Source organism: Fibrobacter sp. UWB7 (assembly GCF_900142945.1).
GTDB lineage: Bacteria > Fibrobacterota > Fibrobacteria > Fibrobacterales > Fibrobacteraceae > Fibrobacter.
Window position 1 is genome coordinate 81,516 of record NZ_FRCO01000002.1, and the last position, 22,114, is coordinate 103,629.

The window sequence follows — 22,114 nt, forward strand, 5'->3', positions numbered from 1 at the left end:
ACGACCCGTCTGCATTCAAACCGGCGGGCCATTTTTTTGCGTAAAAGAACTTCGTATAAAAAAACTCCGCAGATTAAAGTCTGCGGAGCTTTCTCGTTTTAGAACCCCATCCTTCTCTTGTTGTCGCAACCTTCCTTCGCTTCGACTTCTTTTTCGAGAGCGTCAGCGATGCATTCGGCGGTGAGCTTGTGTGCAGGCAAGTAACGTAACTGGTTGTAGACCGCACTGAAATCGCCCGGGGCGAGCGTCGTCATGTGCTTGACCTGTGCGGGGCATTCGAGCTTGGGGAAGAACGAGTGCCATACGGTTTCGATTCCTTCGCGGGTGAGGTAATCGAATTTGACCTTGATCGCGAAGCGACGGCGGGAGGCGTTGTCGAGTCGAGCGTTGAAATTTGTGGCGGCGATGAAAATCCCGTTGAAGTTTTCCATCTGCGTCAAAAGTTCGTTGACTTGCGTTACTTCGAAATTGCGGACGGCTCCATTGCGATCATTCAAGAAGCTATCGGCTTCATCGAAGAAGAGGATGGCTTTTTGTTCTTCGGCTTCTTCGAAAGCCACCTTGATTTTGGCTTCGGTTTCGCCGACGTACATCCCGAGCAAGTCGCTAGCGCGTTTGACGACGAGATTTCTGTTCAGCTTGCGGGCGAGGAATCGCACGAATTCTGTCTTGCCGGTTCCCGGTGCGCCGTAGAGCAGAATGTTCAGTGACTGCGCAGCGTCTTTGTCGTTTAACTTGTCCCAAATACCGTTGAAGTTCTCGGCGATTTCAAGGATGTCGTCGATGTTCTGGTCGATGTTGAGCCCGGTCAACGTGTAGGCGGGAGCGTGCGTTGTCTTTTCACGGGTGTTGTCGCGGGCGATGTTGAGCAAATTCGCGTGGGCATCGAGCATCTTGCGGATGACGGTGACCGCGATTCCCTTGTCCTGCTTGGCGGCGGGGATGGCGTTTTGGACTGCCTTGGTGTAGCCTCCGACCGTAACGGGATATTCCGCGGCGATGTTCTGGATTTCTTCTTCGCTGATCATGTCGGGAACGTGGAGCGCGTTCAATACGGAGTGCAACTGCAAAGCGCGTTTTTCCGCCGTAAAGTTCTTGAATTCCATCGAAAAGTCGAAACGGCGGCGGGTGCTTTCTTCGACGAACGTCATGGAATTCGAAATCCAGATGATGGGCGTGTGGATGTCTTCCATGAGCATGTTGAGCATCCCTTTTTCAAGCCAGTTCAGCATCTGGTCGGCTTCATCGACGAGGATGATGGCGTTTGTGTTTTCGCACTGCCAGGCGGCGAGTCGGAGTGTGCGCACGCGGCGGCGGAGAATGGAATCGTACATGCCTCCTTCGCCGCCGAATCGGTCTTCTTGTGCCGGGGCCTTGATGGTGTACATTGTGAGGCCGAGTTCGTTGGCGAGTGCTTTTGAAAGCTCTGTCTTGCCGGTGCCCGCACGACCGTAGAACAATATGTTGAGCGGCTTCTTGTAATCGTGATTGGCGAGCAAATACACGAGCGTGTCGGCTTCGGGGCGGTCTTTGGCGAGCGTCTCGAACGGAATCTTGGAATCTTCGGCAATGCCGATATCGCCAACTTTGGTAATCTCGTTTTGACCGTTCAGGTGGCGGACAATGTCCCCGTCCAGATCCATATCGTTGTCGAGAATGCCGAGCTTGGAAATGAGCGCATCGCTGTTGGTCAGTTCAGAAAGGCGCTGCTTGGAAAGTCCGGTCGCGATGGGGATGAGTTCCAAGTCCTTTTCCGAGAAACGAGTCCTCATCCCGCAAGTCAAGCGTCTCTTGACGCCCTTGACTTCCATTTCGTCGTATTCCTGTATCCAGAGATAGAGAATGATTTCGATTTCGTCGTCGCTCAGGTGGAACATTTCCTGGAGTTTTTCGACGCGCTGCATGGTCGAGTCGCTTTCGTCGGTGCCTTTGTTGAGTTCCTGCCAGGCGAATTTCATGAACAGCGGAATGACTGTATTGAGGAAACGCTTCCATTCATCATCGGTGAAAACGTCCTTGGTAAGGTGTTTGATGTTTTCGATGCTGCGGGCAACCTCGATGTGGAAATCTTTGTGTGGGTATTTTTTGAGGAAGATTGCTCCGTGCGGACCACAGTAGTTTCCTCGTGCGACAGCGAGTGGTGCGGAACCTTCGAGCTTGTTTTGTCTGTCAATTTGGGCAAGTGCGTTGACGAGCTCGGTTTGCGTTTCAAAATCCATGAGGCCGACAACCGCTTCGGGGTTGAGATAGTCTTGATTAGCTTGTAAGTAACGAACCCAGTATTCCAGCACCTTCAAGAGAGTGAACTTGGAGCTTGTGCAGCCTTGCGGTGCGTTGCTCTGGAGCTTGTTGGCGATGTTCTGGAAGTATTCTTTTTTATTCATGATGACCTCATATATAGCGAGAATACCGTACCTTTTATTCAAAAGGGTACAATATCCCCAAAATTTTTTTTCATGGGGGCGTTTAAAAAAGAATTTTATGGAATAATTAAAATTGAAAAATGAATTTTAGTGTATGCATGATTTTTGCATCACGCTTCCAAATATAGTAAAAATGACTTTTTTTGTCAAGGGCAAATTGTTCATGCTTTTGCTAACTGTGTAACGTTTGTATTTGTGAATGAGTTTATTTGATATGATGGTTGGCTGCTTCTTTTTCGCCAAAAGTCAATAAAAAGTAGAGTTTTGGCGAAAGTCTTGGATTGGAACAATCTAAGGTTATATTTGAAAATAGGATGTATTCTATGAAAACGAGTATGGGTAAAGAAGATCGACGTTATGCCACCGTTGTGAAACTTCAGCATTTTGTTACTGTTTTTAGCTCAAAATCGGCAAAAAGTGAATTTTTGTAATAAAAAATTATACAACGTGTGCCTTTTTCAAAAAATTAATGTTATCTTTCTAATCGTAAAATAGAGTTTTGCAGAAACTCCGGACGCTCGGTTATAAAAAATATCGAGCAAGCTCGAATTTTTTGCAACACTCGCTTGAAGAGTTTTTGCTCTTGTTCTCTAACCGAAATCTCGAAAATTTCTAATGCACGAGGACAAGGTGAACGCTCACGTAGATACGTTTTATGGCGACCATATTTCTATGGTTCGTTTGAGCGTATTTCGACAAGCTGCATTGTAATGTCTTTGCAGTGTTGTTGCCCGTTTTGGGGCGTGGGTCGTTTGCGTTTATCGTGCATAGGCATTCGAGAGCCTCGGTTGGGTAAATGCAACGATCTGCGCCTTTTTTGTATTCTCACAAAATTTGGCATGACTCTTTTGCAGAGCAGGGGAGAAACTCCGGAAGTTTCATTGAAGGAGAAATATATCGCAGTATCTGCGGCTTATTCAATGTGAAATTCTAAAAATTTGCGAATGCAAAACGCTCTATGCCGAAACCCGCGCGGCATGGTGTGTAACGGAGTGCGGGATATACTGTAGAGGTATAATATGAAAACGACAAAGAAGATGGCTTACAAGAAGCCGCGTCTGATTGCGAAGAACAATCCGACCGGTAGCTTCGCTGCTGGCTGCCCGAGTGAAAACTATGGTGGTTGTATCAGCTGTAAAGAGTGTGAACGCACCGAGTAAGGCTTAAATAAAAATTTCTAGGGTGGGGCTTTTATAGCCCTGCTCTAGAAATTTTAAAGAAGTCATATAAAAAGTAATCATTTAGGTCTTGTAATACAGAGTAGAGTTTATTATGAAAGCGAAATCATGCTATCACCAAATTATTAGTTCTCTAGGAAAGACAAAAACTCTAAAAAGTCATTTTGTTGCACTAAAAAAGGTAAAGGATAAAACGCGTGATATTCAATTAAAGTCTAAATTGGATCATGCGTTAGGCGATATATTGGATCCTAGATTCATCAACAATAGAACTCCTTTATGTTTAAAGGATTCTGTTAGTGATTGCTATGTACAATTGATTCAATATTGTGAAAAGAAAATAAAAGAATCTTCAATGTTTTACCGTCAATCTCGCGATACTTTTATCCGTTCTATTGGTGAGTATGGCTACATCTATAGCCAACTTACCAAACACGACCGCACTTACACTCAAGAGGGAAGAGCCTTTCTTTCTGTGATATCTCGTGAACCTCAAAGTTTGCAAGAACTTTCAGAGAAGGCTTGCGAATACTTTGAAGAAGTCTCTCCTGAAGATATTCAAGATGATATGAAGGAATTCTTGGATTCTTTAGTTGCTGATAGGTTCTTGGTCTCTGCCGAAACAGTAGAGGAATGCGCTTCTAAGGATACGCACTTTAGCTATGCGGAAAATCCTAAAACCTTATTCACTTACAATGCCCAACAAAATCCTGATGATGAAAAACTTTATGCAGATACGCAAGAAGTTTTAGGCGAATACTATCGTGAACATCCTCAAATTCACAGTTGTCAAATTGAAACAACGAATCGCTGTAACGAACGATGCATTCACTGTTACATTCCGCATGAATTGAAAAATGTAGTGTTGCCATACGAAGTGATCGAATGCGTTCTCAATCAGTTGCATGATTTAGGCGTTATGGGATTGACGCTTTCGGGTGGCGAATTTTTCATGCATCCTGATGCCGAAAAGATTTTGCGCAAGGCTCGTGAACTCGATTTCAGTTTTTATGTGCTGTCTAACATCACCTTGCTTACACCGCACATGATTGAGGTGCTTAAGGAAGTTGATCCGAGTTATGTCCAGACATCACTTTATAGCGTTGTTCCTGAAGAACACGACCATATCACACAACTCAAAGGTTCCTGCGAAAAAACAAAGGCTGCCATTGACGCTTTGATTGCTGCAAATATCCCTGTGCAAATCAGTTGCCCTGTGATGAAGACGAATTATCATACCTATAAGGATGTGTTGAAATTTGCTTATGATCGAAAATGTAAGGCTCAAACAGACTTTGTAATGATGGCTCGCTATGACTTTACTACGGATAATCTTGCTGAACGGTTGACTATGGAGCAGACAGCGGAATTGCTCAAGGATATTATTCAGTTTGATAAGGATTATCTTGAATTAACTGATCGTCCTGTATCACCTATTTCTCGTGAGGAATGGGAAAAGCGTCCTTTCTGTGGCGTTGGTTTGGATAATCTTTGTATTGCTAGTGATGGTATTGTATATCCGTGTAGCGGTTGGCAGGGTATGGCTTGTGGCAATGTGCGAGAACAACCCATCAAGGATATTTGGGAAAAATCTCCTCAACTCATTAAACTGCGTAATTTGACCAAATCTGCTATTCCGCAATGTTATGATTGTGAGGATAGGCAATATTGCCACCCTTGTCTTGTCCGCAATTTTAATGAAAGCGGTGGAGATTATTTGAAAGTTGCTCCTCATTTCTGCAAGGCGGCTCACTTGAATCGCAAACTTGTTGAAGAAGCTAAGGAAAAAATGCGGAAAGAAATAGTTTAACAAAACCAACGGAGGTTCATTATGTCCGAAGAAAATGAAAAAGTTGTTAAAAATAACGATGCATTGCCAGATGTTGGCGATATTCAAAACGGACCTGATGTGGTTCAAAAGAAACCAGGCAAGTTTGTCTTGTTTCTTAAATCTTTGACTACGCCTCCAAAGCGCTTGACAGATATAGACTGGAGTAAGAAAACTCCTAAAAATCAGGGTGCTTGGGGTAGGCTGCCTCCAGAGCTAAAAGCAGATTGGGTTATTTGGCATGAAATCCGAGTGCAAAATATCTTTGCAACAATTGCGGTACTGTTGGAGATTGCTGCAGTTGTCGCTTTAATTTACTCAAATAGTTTTGAAGCTGGTAAGATTGCACTTTTGGTCATTGCGACAATCGCAGCCATGACCATCACAGTTGTCTTCCGCAAAATTTTATACAAGGCATTAAGAGTATTTATTGTTGGTTTGGTTCCTGCAGCAATAGTCGTGGGGGCTATATATATGATGTTCCCTAAGGAAGAGCATGATTCAACAATCATCGCAGGCGAAGTCTTGTCCGCTGTGGTCATTTATGGAATTTTTGCATTCTTGGAATACAAGGGAAAGCTAAGTCGGAAGCATCCTAAATTTGAAATGCCTAAAGATCCGAATAAAGGTCTCGGCAATTGGTTCAAAAATACGATGGATGCTTATGATAAGGCTGGCATAACAAATAAAGATTTGTATAAGAGACACTAATTGAACATTCAATAATGCTTTTCGATTTCCATGTTCACATGGGGCAGTATTTTGACGACTATTACACGCCGCCACGAATACTGCGTACCTTGCGACTTGCGGGCGTTACTCATTTTGCGTATTCTAGCACGAGTACCGTTGTTACCGATGATCCCGGTTTCTTGCTAGAAGAGCGTATTGCGATGCATGAACTTTCGGAAGGTCGCGCTAAGCCGATTTTGTGGGTTACGCACGATATGTTGAAGTGTTCGCCGGATTTGTCGTTGTATATGGACGATGCGGGTGGAAAAATCTGTGGACTGAAAATTCATGGGGTTTCTGAAAATTGGAAACCGAATGGACGTGATTTACATCGAGTCTTTGATATTGCACGAGAGCGTGGTCTATTCATAAAACTCCATACTGGCGAACATGAGGAATGCGAAGCTGGAATGTACAAGAAGATTTGTTCGGATTTTCCAAATGTTCGAGTAGTTCTTGCTCATGGGCGTCCGATTCAGCAAGCTATTGATATGCTTCGCTGTTGCCCGAATACTCTTGTAGATACTTCTTTTATGCCGCATGAACATTTTGTGCAACTTTTGGTTGCTGCACGAAATGAAAATTTTGTGGACCGCATTTTGTTTGGAACGGATACGCCTATTCCGGGGCGTCATTTAAAAAGCTCGCTTCCGCGACATTTGCGTAGTCGCATTGCTCAAAGCAAGAAAATGGCAGGCAAGGACTGGAAGAAAATTTCTTGGGAAAATGCAATGAAACTGTTTACATATTGCAAATTATAAGCGATATGTAAAAGGGTATTCAAGGTTCTGGTGTATGGTTGATATTCTAGAAAAGATGTTTAGTGGTATTGGGTCTGGTTTACTCACTATACTTTCGGGAATAGGGACTCTCATCAAGAGCCTTTTTATCGGAGTCTTCTCGATTTTAGATGGAATCCTTGGTGGTGATGAAAATAGTCCTGAATGTGTTCCTCAAACGGAAATTGTTGAGCATTATGTTGAAATGCATCGTGACTCTGCTCAACAAGAATTTCATGAGCAGATGCTTTCGATGACATTGCAGAAATCGGGTGTGAATTTTAATAAGCTCCGTCCAGAAATGGATAGCGCGATATCTGTGGTTGTAAGTGTTTATCATACCGCAATGAACGACGACGAGTACAAACCACTAATTACAAGTGCCAATGATTACGAAGGTCATTCTGAAAGGTCTGCTCATTATGTAGGTGCTGCGCTTGACTTTAGAATCAAGGATATGGGGAGCCTTGAAACTCGTAAACAGATAGCGCAAATGGTGCGTGATAATTTGGGCAATCGTTATACAGTTCTACACGAAGATATCGGGCAGGAGAACGAACACTTGCATGTCCAACTGCGTAACGGAACTTACAACCGTAATGCTGAATGGGATTAGCCCCTTTGTGCTTAAATAGCAAAAATCCCTGCCACTTGCTGTGACAGGGATTTCTCAAATCCAAAGTGATTTTTACTTCTTCTTTGTCTTCTTGGTTTCAAGCCATTCGTCGAAGGTAATGCTGCGGTCAACAACACCGTTCGGCGTGAGTTCCAAAACGCGGTTAGCGACTGTTTGGACAAATTCATGGTCCTGAGAGCAGAAGATGACCGGACCCTGGAATGCCTTGAGACCGTTGTTCAATGCGGTGATGGCTTCCAAGTCGAGGTGAGCGGTCGGTTCGTCGAGGAGCAAGCAGTTTGCGTTCGAAAGCATCATCTTCGAAAGCATGCAGCGCACCTTTTCACCACCGGAGAGCACGTTGGCGCTCTTGAGGGCTTCTTCACCGGTAAAGAGCATACGGCCGAGGAATCCGCGGATGAACGTTTCGTCCTGTTCCTTGCTGTACTGGCGCAGCCAATCCACGAGGGAGAGGTCCGTCTTGAAATAAGCGTCGTTGTTCTTCGGGAAGTAGTTGTAGCTGATGGTGTTGCCCCACTTGAGCACGCCATCCGGAGCCTTGATTTCTTCGGCAATGAGCTGGAAGAATGCGGTCTTGAGCGTGTCGTATTCACCGACGAGTGCGACCTTGTCCTGGTTGCCGAGCGAGAAGTCGAATCCCTTGCAGACGATGCCGTCGCCGCCATCAACGGTGGCATTCTTGACTTCGAGCACGATCTTGCCCGGTTCGCGGTCCATCTTGAAGTTCACCCACGGGAACTTACGGCTGGAGGCCGGCATTTCTTCGACGGTCATCTTGTCCAAAAGCTTCTTACGGCTGGTGGCCTGCTTAGCCTTAGCGGCGTTCGAAGCGAAGCGCCGGATGAACGCCTTGAGTTCTTCAATCTTTTCTTCGGCGCGGCGGTTCTGGTCCTTGCGCTGCTTCTGGGCGAGCTGGCTTGCTGCGTACCAGAATTCGTAGTTACCGCCGTAAATGTTGATCTTGCCGTAGTCGATATCGCATGTGTGCGTGCAGACAGCGTTCAAGAAGTGACGGTCATGGCTCACCACGATCACGATGTTTTCGAAGCGTTCGAGGTAGTCTTCGAGCCAGCCGACGGTTTCCAAATCAAGGTGGTTCGTCGGTTCGTCCAAGAGCAAAATGTCCGGGTTGCCAAACAGAGCCTGGGCGAGGAGCACGCGGATCTTCTGACCGCCATCGAGTTCGGACATCAAGTTGTAGTGGAATTCTTCGGGAATGCCAAGGCCCTTGAGGAGCACGGCTGCGTTGGAGTCGGCTTCGTAACCGCCGATTTCGCCAAAGCGGGTTTCGATTTCCATCGCCTGCATGCCCTGTTCTTCGGTCATTTCAGGGAGGGCGTAAAGTTCGTCGCGCTTCTTGCTAAGTTCATAAAGTTCTGGGAAACCCATCATCACGGTTTCGAGGACAGTGTTGTTTTCGTAGGCGAAGTGGTCCTGCTTCAAAACGGCGATGCGTTCGCCCGGGTCCTTCGTGACTTCACCCGTATTCGGTTCGAGTTCGCCCGAAAGAATCTTGAGGAATGTGGACTTGCCGGCACCGTTTGCGCCGATGACACCGTAGCAGTTGCCTCTCTTGAAGGAAAGGTTCACTTCCTTGAAGAGGACGCGGCTACCATACTGGAGACTGACATTAGAAACATTAAGCATGGCGCCAAAGATAGTAAATTGTAGGTCGGGATTGTAGGGGGCGCGTGCATCGCTGACCCGAAAAAGCTATTATATATTAAACGAGTCATCCTGAGCGAAGTCGAAGGATCCAGTAGAAATACCGTCATTCCGAGCATCGCGAGGAATCCAGTTGTTTTTTAGGTTTACTATGAAAATTAATTTGTTTGGTAATATGGCAAAGTATGCAACTTGCGCAACTTTTGCCTTTGCAATGTCTTGTGTTGTGTCGGGTTGTTCCGAAAGCAGTAGCGTGACTTATATAGAAATACCGGATGTTGCAGAAGTTGTGAGCTCATCTTCTGAAAATACCGAGCTCAGTTCATCGTCTTCTCAAAAGTCTACAAACAGTTCGTCGTCCGAGAAATTTGCCGCATCTTCGTCTTCGGAGAAATCCTCATCTTCATCGTCGAAACCTGTTAGCAGTTCTTCATCTGAAAAGGCTGCGGTGTCCTCGTCATCCGAGAAATCTTCCTCATCGAAACTCGCTAGCAGTTCTTCTGAAAAGGTCGCTGCATCTTCATCCTCTGCGAAGTCCTCTTCTTCGACAGAAAATTCTTTTTTCAGCGCGACATGGCGTGAAGATTGCCTCGCTAAAATCAACGAATACCGTGCGACAGAAAATCTCGAACCGCTGACGCTTGCACCTGAAGAAAAACAGACTTGCACCGATCAAGAAGCCGCTGATGACCTCGCCGAAAACAAGGCTCACGGTCACTTTGGCAACTGCGGTGAAGGCGCACAAAACTCGGGGCCGAACTTCAGCACCTCTTGGCGCAAAACTGCAACTGAAGCAACCGATGCTTTCCTCAAGATGATGTGGGAAGATGAAAAAGCTCTCGTGACTAGCGGCGAACGCGATCCCGACAAAAGAGAGGATTATTCCTACATCGGTCATTACCTCAATATGAAGGGCAATTACAAAACAGTTGCTTGCGGAATTGCTCTTACAGAAGATGGCAAAAAAGGCTGGCTGAATATCAATTTCTTCAGAAAGTAAAATCCTAATAAAATTGTAAGAATTTCCCATGTTATTTTGTTACATGGGAATTTTTTTGTAATAAAAGTTCTATTTACCTCATGGGTTCAATTTTTTATTTTTGACCCTATGAGTTTAAAGTCAAAAATTTTCATTATTTTGCTGACGCTTGTTGCATTTGCGTTTTCGGCAACTTCTGCGGATTCTACAAAACCAACGAAAAAAGGTGGGCTTCTTGGGAGTCTTTTCTCTGTTGAAGAAGATGAGGCTATTCATCGTGGCAATATCCTCACGGGAGCAACACTTTTCTTGCTTCAAGGAAATTCCGATGAAGATGCGTTGAACATTCTTTTCGGAGATATTTACAAGGCGGAAGGTTATACTTTTACAGCCGAAGTATTTGGTGGATGTTTTGTTCGTGATGCAATGGCTGTGGGGGTGCGCTCCGGTTACAGCCGCACGTATGTCGATATCGACTATTCAATCCTCGAAGATATTGCAGATGTTAAGGAACACCGCAAGTATGTGAGCAATGGCTTTTTCGTGCAGCCTTTCCTCAAGAATTATTTGAAGGTATTTGATTCCAAGACAATCTACTTCTTTAACGAAACTTCTCTTACGGTAGAATATTCTTATGGCATTTCGCAATCGGATGATGGTGAGGATGTTTCGAGAACGAAAAATCACGGATGGACATTTAAATTTGGCATTAATCCTGGCTTGAGTATTATGGTGCTGGATCGTTTGGCGTTTGAAACTTCAGTCGGACTTTTAGGCTTGAATTCTTCTTGGATTGTTATTGAAGAAAATGGTGAAAAACGCAGCGAAGTTTCTTACAACGTTGTGAATTTTAAGGTTAATTTGCTTGCACTTGATTTTTCGTTGGTCTATTTCTTTTAGGGGTGATTGATGTTGTTCAAAATTTTTAATCATGCAAAAGTTGGTCGTTTCGCAGGTACGGCGCTTTCACTACTTGGAATTTTTGCGTTTATCGTTTTGAATGGTTGCTCTGCAGATTACGATACGTTTGGTGCTTCGGATTACCGCAATTTGGAAGATTTTTCTTTTGCTGAACAGAATGGTTCTTCAGTGGTGTATTCGGCAGAACACCGCATGGAATTTGATTTTGTCGCGCCGCCCTCATCGCTTGAAACTTGGGATTCGTTGACTATTGAAAATATCGACATGAGCCATTTCGCGTCGCTCCATTTGGTCGATGATGAAATAGAAGAGTTCCCGACGGATTCGCTTGAATTGGATTCTTTGGCGCAAAAGGTGGCGTGTTCAAAAAATGCTGTAAAAGTGGGCGATAAGATTCAAGTGTCATCGAACCATATTGTTTATGTAGTTGTTGTTTCGGAAAGTGGAATGAAGTCCATTTGGCAATTGGTTTTGAATATTCCGGAGCACAAATCAGAACGCAGTTCCTCTTCTGTAAAATCCGAAAAGTCTAGTAGTTCCGCAAAAAGCGCCGCATCTAGTAGTGCGTCGAGCAGTTCTGCGGCGGAAGAACCCGTCGAATCCAGCGATTCTCAAAACTCTAGCAGTTCTGTTGCAGAAGAACCCGTCGAATCTAGTGATTCTCGCGAAGCCCCTGCTCCGCAAATCATTTCGCTTTCCATCGCAGGCAAATCTGCTGAATTTGATGCAGACCGCAAAACGTTCCACGTGGACGATTTGGATTTCCGTACAGATCTCACAGCGCTCGAACTTTCTGAAATTGAACTTTCAGAAGGCGCTACCGCAAATGTCGAAGTGGGCGAGTCCTATGACTTTGGCGCGGGCGTTCAAGTGACTGTCACGAATGCAAACGACGAATCTGAAACGTACACGGTCAAGGCGGGCTATCAGCTGCCGGGTTCAAATTTCAACTCCTGGAAAGGTGACAATGTCACGCCGGATTCCATCTGGGGCAACGCCAATACCATTTTGACGACGACGAAAAAAATCACGTCTGGCTCCATGATCGGTGCTCAAATCCAAACGAGTTCTGCTCTTACCAAAATGGCTAGCGGCAGCCTCTATACGGCGGATTTCAATCCCAAAGGCGTCGGTACACTCTCGATGGCGAGTTCTTCGACATGGCCCGATGGCAACGAACTCCTGGATTTCGGTAAGCCTTTTAACGCCCGCCCTGAATTCATGGAAGTCAAGTTCAGCTACGAAGGCAAAGGCGACAGTTGCGACATTTACATCCTTCTTGAAAATCGCACCGGCGACAAGAACGTCAATCGCAAATCAAGTGACGTGAACAAGCTGGTCGCTTCCGCTTGGTTCCGCTCTACAAAGGCGGATAATTCCGGCCGCGAAAATCCGGATGTCGTAAGTGTCTCGGAACCGGACGAAAACAAGATGCGTACGCTCCGTCTCAAGCTCCAGTACGGCGAACCGCTCGCAGGTTCACCGATTGAAAATTCTTCGACGTTCAACACTAAACTTGTATCCTCGAACAAGTCCGCCATCAACAACGGCTTGGTGCAGGGGACAGGTGATGAGCCCGTGACTCATATTCGCGTCGTTTTTGCTTCGAGTGCCGATGGAAACCATTACAAGGGTACAAAGGGCGCGATACTCGTCATTGACGAAATGAAACTTATTTATTAGTCCATATATTATATAATACTCACAAGGGTTCCCAAACTTTCGGCTTTTAACTAACTTTTAATTAAGGTTAGAAAATGATACGAAAGTTATATCTCCCTCTTCTTATTGTACTGTTCTCGCTCGCGCTCACATCGTGCCAAAGCGAGAAACAGACCGTCATCCCCAACAGGGTTCATTCCATCAGCGATCTCGGCCACAAAAAAGTGGGCGTGCAAATTGGCAATACCGCCGATATCTACGCATCGGACTTTGGTGGTGACACGGCGAAAATCGATGTCGAACGCTACACGAAACTTGCCGATGCTGTGCAGGCGCTGTTGCAGGGGAAGATTGATGCGGTCATGAGCGATGACCAGCCCGCCAAGGCTTTCGTGCTCCAGAATCCGTCACTCCGCATTCTCGAAGAAGTCTTCGTCGAAGAAATGTACGCAGGTGTTGTCGCGAAGGGCAACGAAGCGCTTTTGGATTCTGTGAACCAGGCTCTTGAAGCGATGAAGAAGGATGGCGTTTATGATTCGCTTTTCAATACCTACATCAATCGCAACGGCAATTATCATTACCAGAAGAAAGTGACCGAAGGTCCGAAGCTTGTGCTTTCGACGAACGCGCAGTTCCCTCCGTATGAGTATTATGAGAACGCAAAGGTAGTTGGTTTTGATATTGAAACAGTCAACTACATTGCTGATTACCTCAACCGTACCGTTGAAATTCAAGATATTGAATTCGATGCGATTATCAATGCGGTCGCATCGGGCAAGGCTGATGTCGGATTCTCGGGATTCACCGTGACCGAAGAACGCAAAAAGTCCATCAACTTTACGACTCCGTATACGCTCTCGAAAGTCGTCGTGATTGTTCGCGGTGACCAAGCTGTCGAAAGCGAAGAAAGTTTTGGCGATCATGTCTACAAGAATTTCGTGAAGGATTCCCGTTGGAAGTTCATTGTCGAAGGTCTCCGCAACACGCTCGTGATTTCGTTCTTTGCGGCTCTCCTTGGCATCATGATTGGCTTTGTAATTGCGCAGATTCGCACGAGCAATGAATTTAACGGCCGTTTCAAGGTACTGAACTGGTTTGCGAAGGCTTACCTTGCCGTGATTCGCGGCACGCCGATGATGATCCAGCTCCTCATCATTTACTATATCGTATTTTCGTCGGTGAACATCAACAAGATTCTCGTCGCGATTGTTGCTTTCGGCATCAACTCGGGCGCCTACGTTTCTGAAATCATCCGTAGCGGCATCAAGGGCGTAGACCCGGGACAGATTGAAGCAGGCCGTAGCCTAGGCCTCAAGTTCCGCACTGTGCTTTATTACATCGTTTACCCGCAGGCGTTCAAGAACTCGCTTCCGGCGCTCACGAACGAGTTTATCTCGCTCATCAAGGAAACATCCATTTGCGGTTACATCGGCCTTACCGACCTCACTCGCGGTGGCGATATCATCCGCAGTATGACTTACGAAGCCATGCTCCCGCTCCTTGCTGTGGCAGCTATTTACTTTATCATTGTCGCCGGGCTTTCGGCTTGTGTTGCAAAACTTGAAAAGAGGTTGAAGAAAAATGAACGCTAATGCAGAAACTTTAATCCAGGTCAAGAACCTTTGCAAATCTTACGGTGACAAGCAAATCCTCAAGGGCATTTCGCTTGATATCCATCGCGGTGACGTGATTGCAATTATCGGCCCGTCTGGTTGTGGTAAGTCAACGTTCTTGCGCCAGTTGAATTTGCTGGAGCAACCGACGAGCGGCGATATCCTTTTGGATGGTAAGAGCATTTTGGCGAAGGATGTTTCGAAGCCTTCGATTCGCGAGCGCGTTGGCATGGTTTTCCAGCAGTTCAACCTGTTCAAGAACATGACCGCCCTCAAGAACATCATGTTTGCTCCGGTGAAACTTGGGCGCTTGTCCAAGGCAGAAGCCGAAACGCGTGCTCGTGAACTCTTGAAGCGCGTGGGACTTTTGGACCGTGCAGACCATTATCCGGCACAGCTTTCGGGCGGTCAGCAACAGCGTATCGCCATTGCCCGTGCCATGGCCATGCAGCCCGAAGCGATTCTCTTTGACGAACCGACGAGTGCGTTGGACCCGGAAATGGTGGGCGAGGTGCTCAAGATCATGAAGGACTTAGCAAAGTCTGGAATGACGATGATTGTCGTGACGCACGAAATGAGCTTTGCCCGTGAAGTGGCAAACCGCGTGTTGTTCTTTGCTGATGGTTACGTTAAGGAAGACGGAACCCCCGAAGAAGTCTTTGACAACCCGAAGGACACCCGCCTCAAGGAATTCTTGTCTGCACTCAAGAAGTAGACTGTCGCGGCACTCCCGCTATAACAAAACCCCGGCTTTAAACCGGGGTTTCTTGCATAAGTTCGCGGGCTTCTCGTCGGCATTTAGCCGGCTTTTCAGCGCTTAGTTATAGCTATTCTTAGCTTCGGACTGAGCCTTGAAAATCTTGTCGTATTCGTCCTTCGAGATTCTCATGTAACCCGTCACGATCTTGCCGGATTCGTCTTCGCCGAATTCATAGTAGGCGGAGTCGCCCTTGACGCGCATCAAAATGTCCATGTTGAGCGAATTCTTGCCACGGAGAGCGTTGTTCTCGTATTTGGCTGTGAGGTCGCCGTTCACGTTTCTGATGGTGTAATCAACGTTGTTTTCGGTAAGAACTTCGAAAATCATGTCGGCTTCGCCTTTCCAGTAACCCGTGTAGTTGGGCTTTTCATTGCTGCAGCCGAAGAACGTAAACGAAGAAAGTAAAAGTGCGGAGAGTAAAAGTTTCGTTTTCATGCTCTTAAATTAGATAATTTTTTTCAGTTAGGTTAGCGAATCTATGTAATGTTGTTTTAACGGTGTGTTATTTACAACACCTGAAACCGACACTCGGGTACTGGTTCTGCGGGTAGAAGCTGAATTTGCTTACAGAACAGCTACTTTCGTTGTTCGTGTTCCATGCGCCACCTGCGACCAGGAACTTGTCCGGGTGCTGCTTGCTTGTAGAGGCTGTCCATTCCCAGAGGTTTCCGTTCATGTCGTACATGCCATACCAGCTGCGGCACTGCGTCTTGCGGCCACTTCTCTTGGCGGCCTTCGTGTTAGTGTTGCACTTGCTCTGCTTGTAACCATTACCGTAAGAGAACTTGAAACCGTCCTTGCCGCGGCAGGCTGCTTGCCATTCTTCGATAGTGCAGAGGTGTTTGCCTTCGTTCTTGCAAATGCGTGCTGCTTCTTCCTGGCTTACCATGTCCTTCGGCGTAGCGTCCGGCTGGTTCGGGTATTCGTAAGCGTCTACGCAGACGGTCTTTCCGCCAACCGGGACGGGGTAGGCGTTCTTGCCGCAAATGTTATCGCTTGCCATGTCGTACTTGGCTTCTTCCCAAGCGGAGCGGTTACCGACGGAGTCGGTAGCGTAGAAGAACACGGAACCGGTCTTGTTGTATTCAATGCCCTTGCTTGCGTCTTGCGGATTGAGCGTATCGCCGATGGAAACAAACGTCTTGCACTTGATTTCGTCGCACTTGACCTTGAGCTTGATCGGGTCGTAGTAGCGGCCTGCAGGCGGCGTGATTTCGGCTGTGGGCGGGACCTTGTCCGAGTTGCGGAGGCTATCGGCGAAGCGAGCCTTGTTCAGGGAATCCTGGCGGTCTCTCTCGATACGTGCGAGTGAGTCGTTAACGCGGGCGAGGCTATCCCTGCGGAACTTGCGATAGGCACGGATGCTGTCCTTGTTGACTGCCGGGACTTTGGGCAAATTGGCGAGCGAATCTGCCGTGCGGATGGAGTCCGCGATGCGCAAACTGTCTGCGATTCTAGCTTCTTCGAGAGCCTTCAAGCTGTCGGCCTTGGCCTGCTCGGCGCGGAGGCTATCAAGAATCTGCTGTTGGCGGAGTGCGAGTTCGGAGAGCTTCTGTTCTTCAAGCGCTTGCTGCTTGACTTTGTTGAGCTGGCACTGCACTACAAAAAGGCAGATGAGCAAAAGGAACATCAAAATCAAGATGACGAGATTGCGTTTCCCGTTTTTCTTCTTTTGGTTGCCCTGCGCATTTTGTGCGTTCTTCGTAGAATTCTTTTCGTTGTTTGCCATAAGTTACACCTTGTTTTCGACTGCTTCGTTTTCACCTTCGGCTTGATCTTCTTCAATCACTTCGTTGAAGAGGTCGTGCCAGTGGCGGAAAATTTCGGCTTTAAGTTCTTTCGGGGTGAGGCCGCGTCTCAGGTTGTTTCTGTAAGCGGTAGAAATTTTACCTGTTTCTTCGGAGACGATGATGATGAGGGCATCACTTTCGGCAGCGAGAGCTTTAGCGGCGCGGTGGCGCATACCGTAGCCTGCATCGCCTTCGGCGTTACCGGTCGGCATCGGCAAAATACAGCCTGCGGCGACAATCGACTTGCAATTGAGAATCACGGCGCCGTCGTGCAAAGCGGAGTTCGGGAAGAACAATGCGCGCAAAAGTCTGGAGCTGATTCGTGCGTCGAGGTATTCACCTGTATCTGCGTAGTTCTTGAGGCCCACGCGCTTTTCAAGCACGATGAGCGCACCGGTTTTTGTCTTTGCCAAATCCTGAACCGCTGAGCAAATCTTCTGGGCTATGTCATCGAGACCGCTCGCGTGGAAGAGAATGTTTCTCAAGTCCACCTTACTCACGCTCTGACCGATTCGCGTAAGGGCGCTTCGAATTTCGGGCTGGAACAAAATCACGATGGCGATAATACCGAGCGTAGCGAGGTTACTGAGCATCCACACGAGCGTATGGAGTTCCCACCACTGCGCAATGAGCCATGCGAGAATGAGCAAAAAGCCACCAAAAATCATCTGGGCTGCACGCGTTCCGCGGAACAGCAAAAAGATATAATACAGAATGACTGATATGAGGAGAATGTCCAGAATGTCAGCCATACGAACATCGATGATGCCGAATAACTTAAACAGCGTCATGGGACTTCAAAGCCTCCAAATATAAAAGTGATTCTTTTGCTTCGCGGACATCGTGTACGCGGATAACGCTTGCACCGCCAAGGGCGGCGATAATGTCTGCGGTCACGGTCGGGATAAGTCTATCGCTTGTTTCAAGTCCAGGCATCTTTCCGATGTAGGACTTTCTAGACGTGCCAATCAAAACGGGGTAGCCGTCCTTGAGCATCACGTCTACGGACTTCATCAAGTCTATGTTGTCTTGAACCGTCTTTCCAAAACCGATACCTGGGTCAATGCAAATGCGTTCACGCTCGACACCGGCGTCGATGAGCTTTTGCACCTGTGCCAAGAGTTCTTCCTGAACTTCCTGCACCACGTTCGTGTACGGCTTGAAGTCCTGCTGCATCGTCCCGAAGTTCCCGCGCATGTGGTTCAGCACCACACTAGCCTTTGTGCTTGCAACGGTTTCAATCATCTTCGGGTCCATCATGCAGGCGCTGATGTCGTTGATGATGTGCGCACCGAGCTTCATGCATTCTTCAGCGACTTTAGCCTTGACCGTATCGACCGAGATGTAGAACTTGCGGAATCCCGGATTGTCGAGGTCTTCCGAAATGGTTGCGGTCTGTGCGAGCGCTTCTACGACGGGGCATACGCGGTCGAGTTCTTCCTGAACGCTCACGGGAGCGCTCCCGGGGCGGCTACTTTCACCGCCGATATCGAGAATTACTGCACCTTGTTCCACCAACGAAATGGCGTGCTCGTAAGCGGCTTCGGGCGTGTTATGCTTGCCTCCATCAAAGAAACTGTCCGGGGTAACATTCACGATACCCATGACAAGCGGCATCCTCGAAGCTGGAATGATGTCGTTTCCAATTTTCCAAGAGATTGCACGATTTGATTCTAATAGAGAGCGGAGCATTGAGCGACCTTATTCGTTTCCTTTCACAGAATTTGTAGCGGTTTCATTGCCTGTTGTAGAGGTGGGGGCGGGGGCCGGCTGCACATCGGCAATCGGAGCTACCGGCGGTTGGTCACCCGGGTCAGGCGGCGGAGTATTTTCTTCTTCGCGCTTTTTGGCGAGCTCTTCCATGGCCTTGTACTGGCGGCTCTTCTTTGTACCGGTGAGCTTTTCGCCAGCCATGACCTTGTCGATTTCTTCGCGGTCGAGCACTTCAAATTCAAACAGCGCTTCGGCGAGGTCCACGAGCTTGTCCTTGTGTTCTTCAAGGAGTTCTCTAGCCTTGTTGTTCATGCGCTTAATCAAGTTGTTGATGGCGTTGTCGATTTTTTCCGCCATCATTTCGGACATTTCCTTCGGCTTACTGATTTCGCGTCCGAGGAACACTTCGCCATCGGCGCGGCTGTAGCAGACCGGCCCAATTTCTTCGTCGAAGCCCCATTCCGTCACCATCTTACGGGCAAGTTCAGTCGCGCGCTGGATGTCGTTACTTGCACCCGTGCTCTGGTGGTTGAAGAAGATGAGCTCGGCGAGACGGCCTGACATCATGATCATGATGCGTTCTTCGGCGTATTCGCGGCTGTAGCTCACCTGATCGCGTTCGGGCAAACTCATGGTCACACCGAGAGCGCGTCCGCGAGGGATAATCGTAATTTTGTGGAGCGGGTCAGAATGCTTGCAGAGAAGCGTCATGAGGGCATGGCCTGCTTCATGGTAAGCCGTGTGGCGCTTTTCTTCGTCGGTCATGAGGAGCGTGCGGCGTTCAGCACCCATGCTGAGCTTGTCGCGGGCTTCTTCAAAGTCGAGCATCGTCACTTTCTTGTTGTTGAACCTTGCGGCGAGGAGCGCTGCTTCGTTCACCAAGTTTTCGAGGTCTGCACCGGCAAGTCCCGGAGTTCCCTTAGCGACAGCCTTCACATCGACATCATCGCCGAGAGGAACCTTGCGTTTCTTCAAGTGAACCTTCAAAATTTCTTCACGACCCTTGAGGTCGGGGAGGCCCACCACAATCTGGCGGTCAAAGCGGCCTGGGCGGAGGAGAGCCTTGTCGAGCACATCCGGACGGTTCGTGGCGGCAATCAAAATCACGCCTTCGTTAGCGGTAAAGCCGTCCATTTCCACGAGCAACTGGTTCAAAGTCTGTTCGCGTTCATCGTGACCACCACCGAGACCTGCACCACGCTGGCGACCCACAGCATCGATTTCGTCGATGAACAAAATGCACGGAGCGTTCTTCTTACCGGTTTCAAACAAGTCACGCACGCGGGATGCACCCACGCCAACGAACATTTCCACGAAGTCCGAACCCGACATGCTAAAGAACGGCACGCCTGCTTCGCCTGCAACAGCGCGGGCGAGGAGTGTCTTACCCGTACCCGGAGGGCCAACGAGGAGAGCACCCTTCGGGATGCGGCCACCGAGCTTGTCGTACTTCTTCGGGTCCTTCAAAAATTCAACGAGTTCCTGCAAGTCCTGCTTGGCTTCGTCGCAACCGGCAACATCATTGAACGTCGTCTTCTTCTGCGAGTTTAGCTGGCGCACCTGGCTCTTGCCGAACGAGAACGGGCTCTTACCGCCACCGCCCATCTGACGGCTCATCATGATGTAGAAGAATGCAATCAGCAAAATGGCGGGCAAGAATGCGACAAGCGTATCAATCCACGTGGTCGATTCGTGAATAACCTTGACCTTCACGCCCTTGAATGCTTCCCAAGTCGAAATCTGCTCGTTCGAAATATCGAGCATGTGGCTCTTGAAATGCTTGTTCTTGGTGTCGGTGCTGTTGCGAGTGAACCTCGCGAGCGCGCTTTGGCCCTTCTTGGCCTCGGCGATTTCTTCCGGGGACATCTCGTAAGCGCCTTCGATAATCACGCCATCGGGAGTCTTCTGGAGCGTTAGTTCAGTAATGACCTTGGTTGAATCGCCCATCATGGCTAAAAATTCAGTGCGGGTAATATCCTTGCTGGAATCTTTCCCGGTCATGGGGAACATGACGAAAAGCATGAGGAGCATGATGAGAACAATGATAAAATTCTTGTTCTTAAACGGAGCTGGCTTCTTAGGTTGATTCATTATAATCCTTTTCTTTCTTCTCGCAAGATACAAATTTTGCGGCTGAAAGCGCATCCTTGAACTCGCAAATCCAGACAGTATGCGCTATTTTGACGACGGAACGCCGGCGATAAACCGCCCGGACCGGGATTTTCACGTGGGCAGGCTCCTTAGGACCGTAGAAAAAGCCAATTGGGAACCGAAAACCCTTTTCCGAAAGCCACAACCGGAACATTTCGGACAGATCTGCATCCGCGTATTCGCGTAGAATTTTATTGAGTTTTTTCTTGTCCAGCGCAATCGTACGTATTGCATTGTCATCCCGGACTCTGTTCCGGGATCGCCACTTGTCATCCTGAGGCAACGCCGAATGTGCTTTGTCATTCCCGCCGGAGCCTGTGCTGAGCAAAGTCGAAGTAAGCGGGAATCCCCTTGTGTCATCCTGAGCGAAGTCGAAGGATCTAGAGCATTTAGCGATTACTTTTGCATACGCTCTGTCCGCAAGCCCCGCAATCTTGCAAAGCTGTTGGATTGTCCCCGGACATTCTTGTTCCAGATTCGGCAAAAACTCGTGCCTAATTTTATTGCGTGCGAATTTTACATCCGCATTGCTTTCGTCTTCGCACCAGCTTAAATTATTCTCGCGAGCATAGGCGAGGAGTTCGTTGCGAGTGACGTTCACGAACGGACGATAAATGTGAATGCAGGGAATGTCATGCCCGCCGTGAGCGGGCATCTCCTTCTTGTCCTGAATTATTCTTACTTCTTGAATTCCGCGCAGCCCGGCAAGCGTTGTCCCGCGCTTGAGACGCATATACATTGTCTCCGCCTGATCCCCAGCATGATGCGCAGTCACGATAGCGATTGGGCTATGGGGTATGGGGGCGCAGCCTTCGTCATCCTGGAGGGGCAAAGCCCCGATAGGATCCAAAGCATAATGGACTCTATCGCCTGTCGGCTCCAGAGTGACAATGCTTTTCATAATTTCTGTTAGCGCTTTATACCTTGCATCTCGTGCATTTTCTTCAAGCGAGCCTTCAGCACCTTTCAGCGCTTCACCATCCAACTTCTTCAAGAAAAAAGGAACATTGTGCGACTTCGCAAATTCTTCTACAAATTTTGCGTCTCTGTCTGCGGTTCCTTCGCGCAGCCCGTGATGCACATGAGCAATCCCCAGCCATTTAATTCCAAGTGCATCGCTGTTCTCGATAAAATAATGCGCCAAGCAAATAGAATCCAAACCGCCCGAAACTGCAAGCAGCAGGCGTTTAAAACCATGATGGCGAATGTTTTCAACTAAATTGAGCGACAACCCGATAGACCTTCTAATAAAGACAAAAGAGAACTGTCTTTTGAAACAGTTC

General features: G+C 47.8%; 18 protein-coding genes. 10 read left to right on the forward strand and 8 right to left on the reverse strand.

Going from position 1 to position 22,114, the window contains the following annotated elements; genetic code table 11:
• Positions 1 to 98: 98 nt before the first annotated feature.
• Entirely contained in the window at positions 99 to 2,384 is a 2,286-nt protein-coding gene (locus BUC30_RS05875; RefSeq protein WP_073423999.1) for an AAA family ATPase, read from the reverse strand.
• Between the two features lie 1,058 nt (positions 2,385 to 3,442).
• Here BUC30_RS05875 and BUC30_RS16065 point away from each other — a divergent pair.
• The 5 genes from BUC30_RS16065 (at position 3,443) to BUC30_RS05895 (ending at position 7,556) form a co-directional block, all read left to right on the forward strand.
• Positions 3,443 to 3,583: a hypothetical protein gene (locus tag BUC30_RS16065; RefSeq protein WP_170861508.1), complete on the forward strand. Its 141-nt coding sequence runs from the start codon at positions 3,443 to 3,445 to the stop codon at positions 3,581 to 3,583.
• 112 nt (positions 3,584 to 3,695) lie between these two features.
• Positions 3,696 to 5,411, forward strand: a complete 1,716-nt coding sequence (locus tag BUC30_RS05880; RefSeq protein WP_083555568.1) for a radical SAM/SPASM domain-containing protein — start codon at positions 3,696 to 3,698, stop codon at positions 5,409 to 5,411.
• A 21-nt stretch (positions 5,412 to 5,432) separates the two neighbouring features.
• Positions 5,433 to 6,140 carry a hypothetical protein gene (locus BUC30_RS05885; RefSeq protein ID WP_073424001.1) on the forward strand — a complete coding sequence of 236 codons (708 nt, stop codon included), beginning with the start codon at positions 5,433 to 5,435 and terminating at the stop codon, positions 6,138 to 6,140.
• 14 nt (positions 6,141 to 6,154) lie between these two features.
• Positions 6,155 to 6,922: an amidohydrolase family protein gene (locus BUC30_RS05890; protein ID WP_073424002.1), complete on the forward strand. Its 768-nt coding sequence runs from the start codon at positions 6,155 to 6,157 to the stop codon at positions 6,920 to 6,922.
• Between the two features lie 34 nt (positions 6,923 to 6,956).
• Complete coding sequence (locus BUC30_RS05895) at positions 6,957 to 7,556, forward strand: hypothetical protein (RefSeq protein WP_073424003.1); 600 nt, start codon at positions 6,957 to 6,959, stop codon at positions 7,554 to 7,556.
• Positions 7,557 to 7,628: 72 nt separating this feature from the next.
• On the opposite strand, the gene BUC30_RS05900 is transcribed toward BUC30_RS05895, so the two are convergent.
• The gene (locus BUC30_RS05900; RefSeq protein ID WP_073424004.1) at positions 7,629 to 9,224 is read right to left on the reverse strand and encodes an ABC-F family ATP-binding cassette domain-containing protein; all 1,596 of its coding nucleotides are present in this window, start codon (positions 9,222 to 9,224) and stop codon (positions 7,629 to 7,631) included.
• 169 nt (positions 9,225 to 9,393) lie between these two features.
• Between BUC30_RS05900 and BUC30_RS05905 the strand changes: the two genes are divergently transcribed.
• The 5 genes from BUC30_RS05905 (at position 9,394) to BUC30_RS05925 (ending at position 15,132) form a co-directional block, all read left to right on the forward strand.
• Positions 9,394 to 10,242: a CAP domain-containing protein gene (locus BUC30_RS05905; protein ID WP_073424005.1), complete on the forward strand. Its 849-nt coding sequence runs from the start codon at positions 9,394 to 9,396 to the stop codon at positions 10,240 to 10,242.
• Between the two features lie 108 nt (positions 10,243 to 10,350).
• On the forward strand, positions 10,351 to 11,121 hold the full coding sequence (locus BUC30_RS05910; protein WP_073424006.1) for a hypothetical protein: 771 nt from the start codon (positions 10,351 to 10,353) through the stop codon (positions 11,119 to 11,121).
• Between the two features lie 9 nt (positions 11,122 to 11,130).
• Positions 11,131 to 12,825, forward strand: a complete 1,695-nt coding sequence (locus BUC30_RS05915; protein WP_073424007.1) for a PCMD domain-containing protein — start codon at positions 11,131 to 11,133, stop codon at positions 12,823 to 12,825.
• A gap of 74 nt (positions 12,826 to 12,899) precedes the next feature.
• Positions 12,900 to 14,396, forward strand: coding sequence for an ABC transporter substrate-binding protein/permease (locus BUC30_RS05920; protein ID WP_073424008.1), 1,497 nt, complete (start codon positions 12,900 to 12,902; stop codon positions 14,394 to 14,396).
• The gene (locus tag BUC30_RS05925) at positions 14,386 to 15,132 is read left to right on the forward strand and encodes an amino acid ABC transporter ATP-binding protein (protein WP_073424009.1); all 747 of its coding nucleotides are present in this window, start codon (positions 14,386 to 14,388) and stop codon (positions 15,130 to 15,132) included. Before BUC30_RS05920 ends, BUC30_RS05925 begins: the two co-directional genes overlap by 11 nt.
• Positions 15,133 to 15,234: 102 nt before the next feature.
• Here the strand turns inward: BUC30_RS05925 and BUC30_RS05930 are convergent, their stop codons facing one another.
• From BUC30_RS05930 to BUC30_RS05955, 6 genes are all read right to left on the reverse strand, one after another.
• Positions 15,235 to 15,612: a hypothetical protein gene (locus BUC30_RS05930; protein ID WP_073424010.1), complete on the reverse strand. Its 378-nt coding sequence runs from the start codon at positions 15,610 to 15,612 to the stop codon at positions 15,235 to 15,237.
• 67 nt (positions 15,613 to 15,679) lie between these two features.
• Positions 15,680 to 16,906 carry a formylglycine-generating enzyme family protein gene (locus tag BUC30_RS05935; protein WP_073424011.1) on the reverse strand — a complete coding sequence of 409 codons (1,227 nt, stop codon included), beginning with the start codon at positions 16,904 to 16,906 and terminating at the stop codon, positions 15,680 to 15,682.
• A gap of 3 nt (positions 16,907 to 16,909) precedes the next feature.
• The gene (cdaA, locus tag BUC30_RS05940; protein ID WP_073424012.1) at positions 16,910 to 17,758 is read right to left on the reverse strand and encodes a diadenylate cyclase CdaA; all 849 of its coding nucleotides are present in this window, start codon (positions 17,756 to 17,758) and stop codon (positions 16,910 to 16,912) included.
• Complete coding sequence (gene folP / locus BUC30_RS05945) at positions 17,745 to 18,584, reverse strand: dihydropteroate synthase (RefSeq protein ID WP_244536509.1); 840 nt, start codon at positions 18,582 to 18,584, stop codon at positions 17,745 to 17,747. The genes cdaA and folP overlap by 14 nt, the downstream gene beginning before the upstream one ends.
• Positions 18,585 to 18,668: 84 nt before the next feature.
• On the reverse strand, positions 18,669 to 20,771 hold the full coding sequence (ftsH, locus tag BUC30_RS05950; RefSeq protein ID WP_073424014.1) for an ATP-dependent zinc metalloprotease FtsH: 2,103 nt from the start codon (positions 20,769 to 20,771) through the stop codon (positions 18,669 to 18,671).
• Complete coding sequence (locus BUC30_RS05955) at positions 20,758 to 22,062, reverse strand: tRNA lysidine(34) synthetase (RefSeq protein ID WP_073424015.1); 1,305 nt, start codon at positions 22,060 to 22,062, stop codon at positions 20,758 to 20,760. The genes ftsH and BUC30_RS05955 overlap by 14 nt, the downstream gene beginning before the upstream one ends.
• Positions 22,063 to 22,114: the final 52 nt, after the last annotated feature.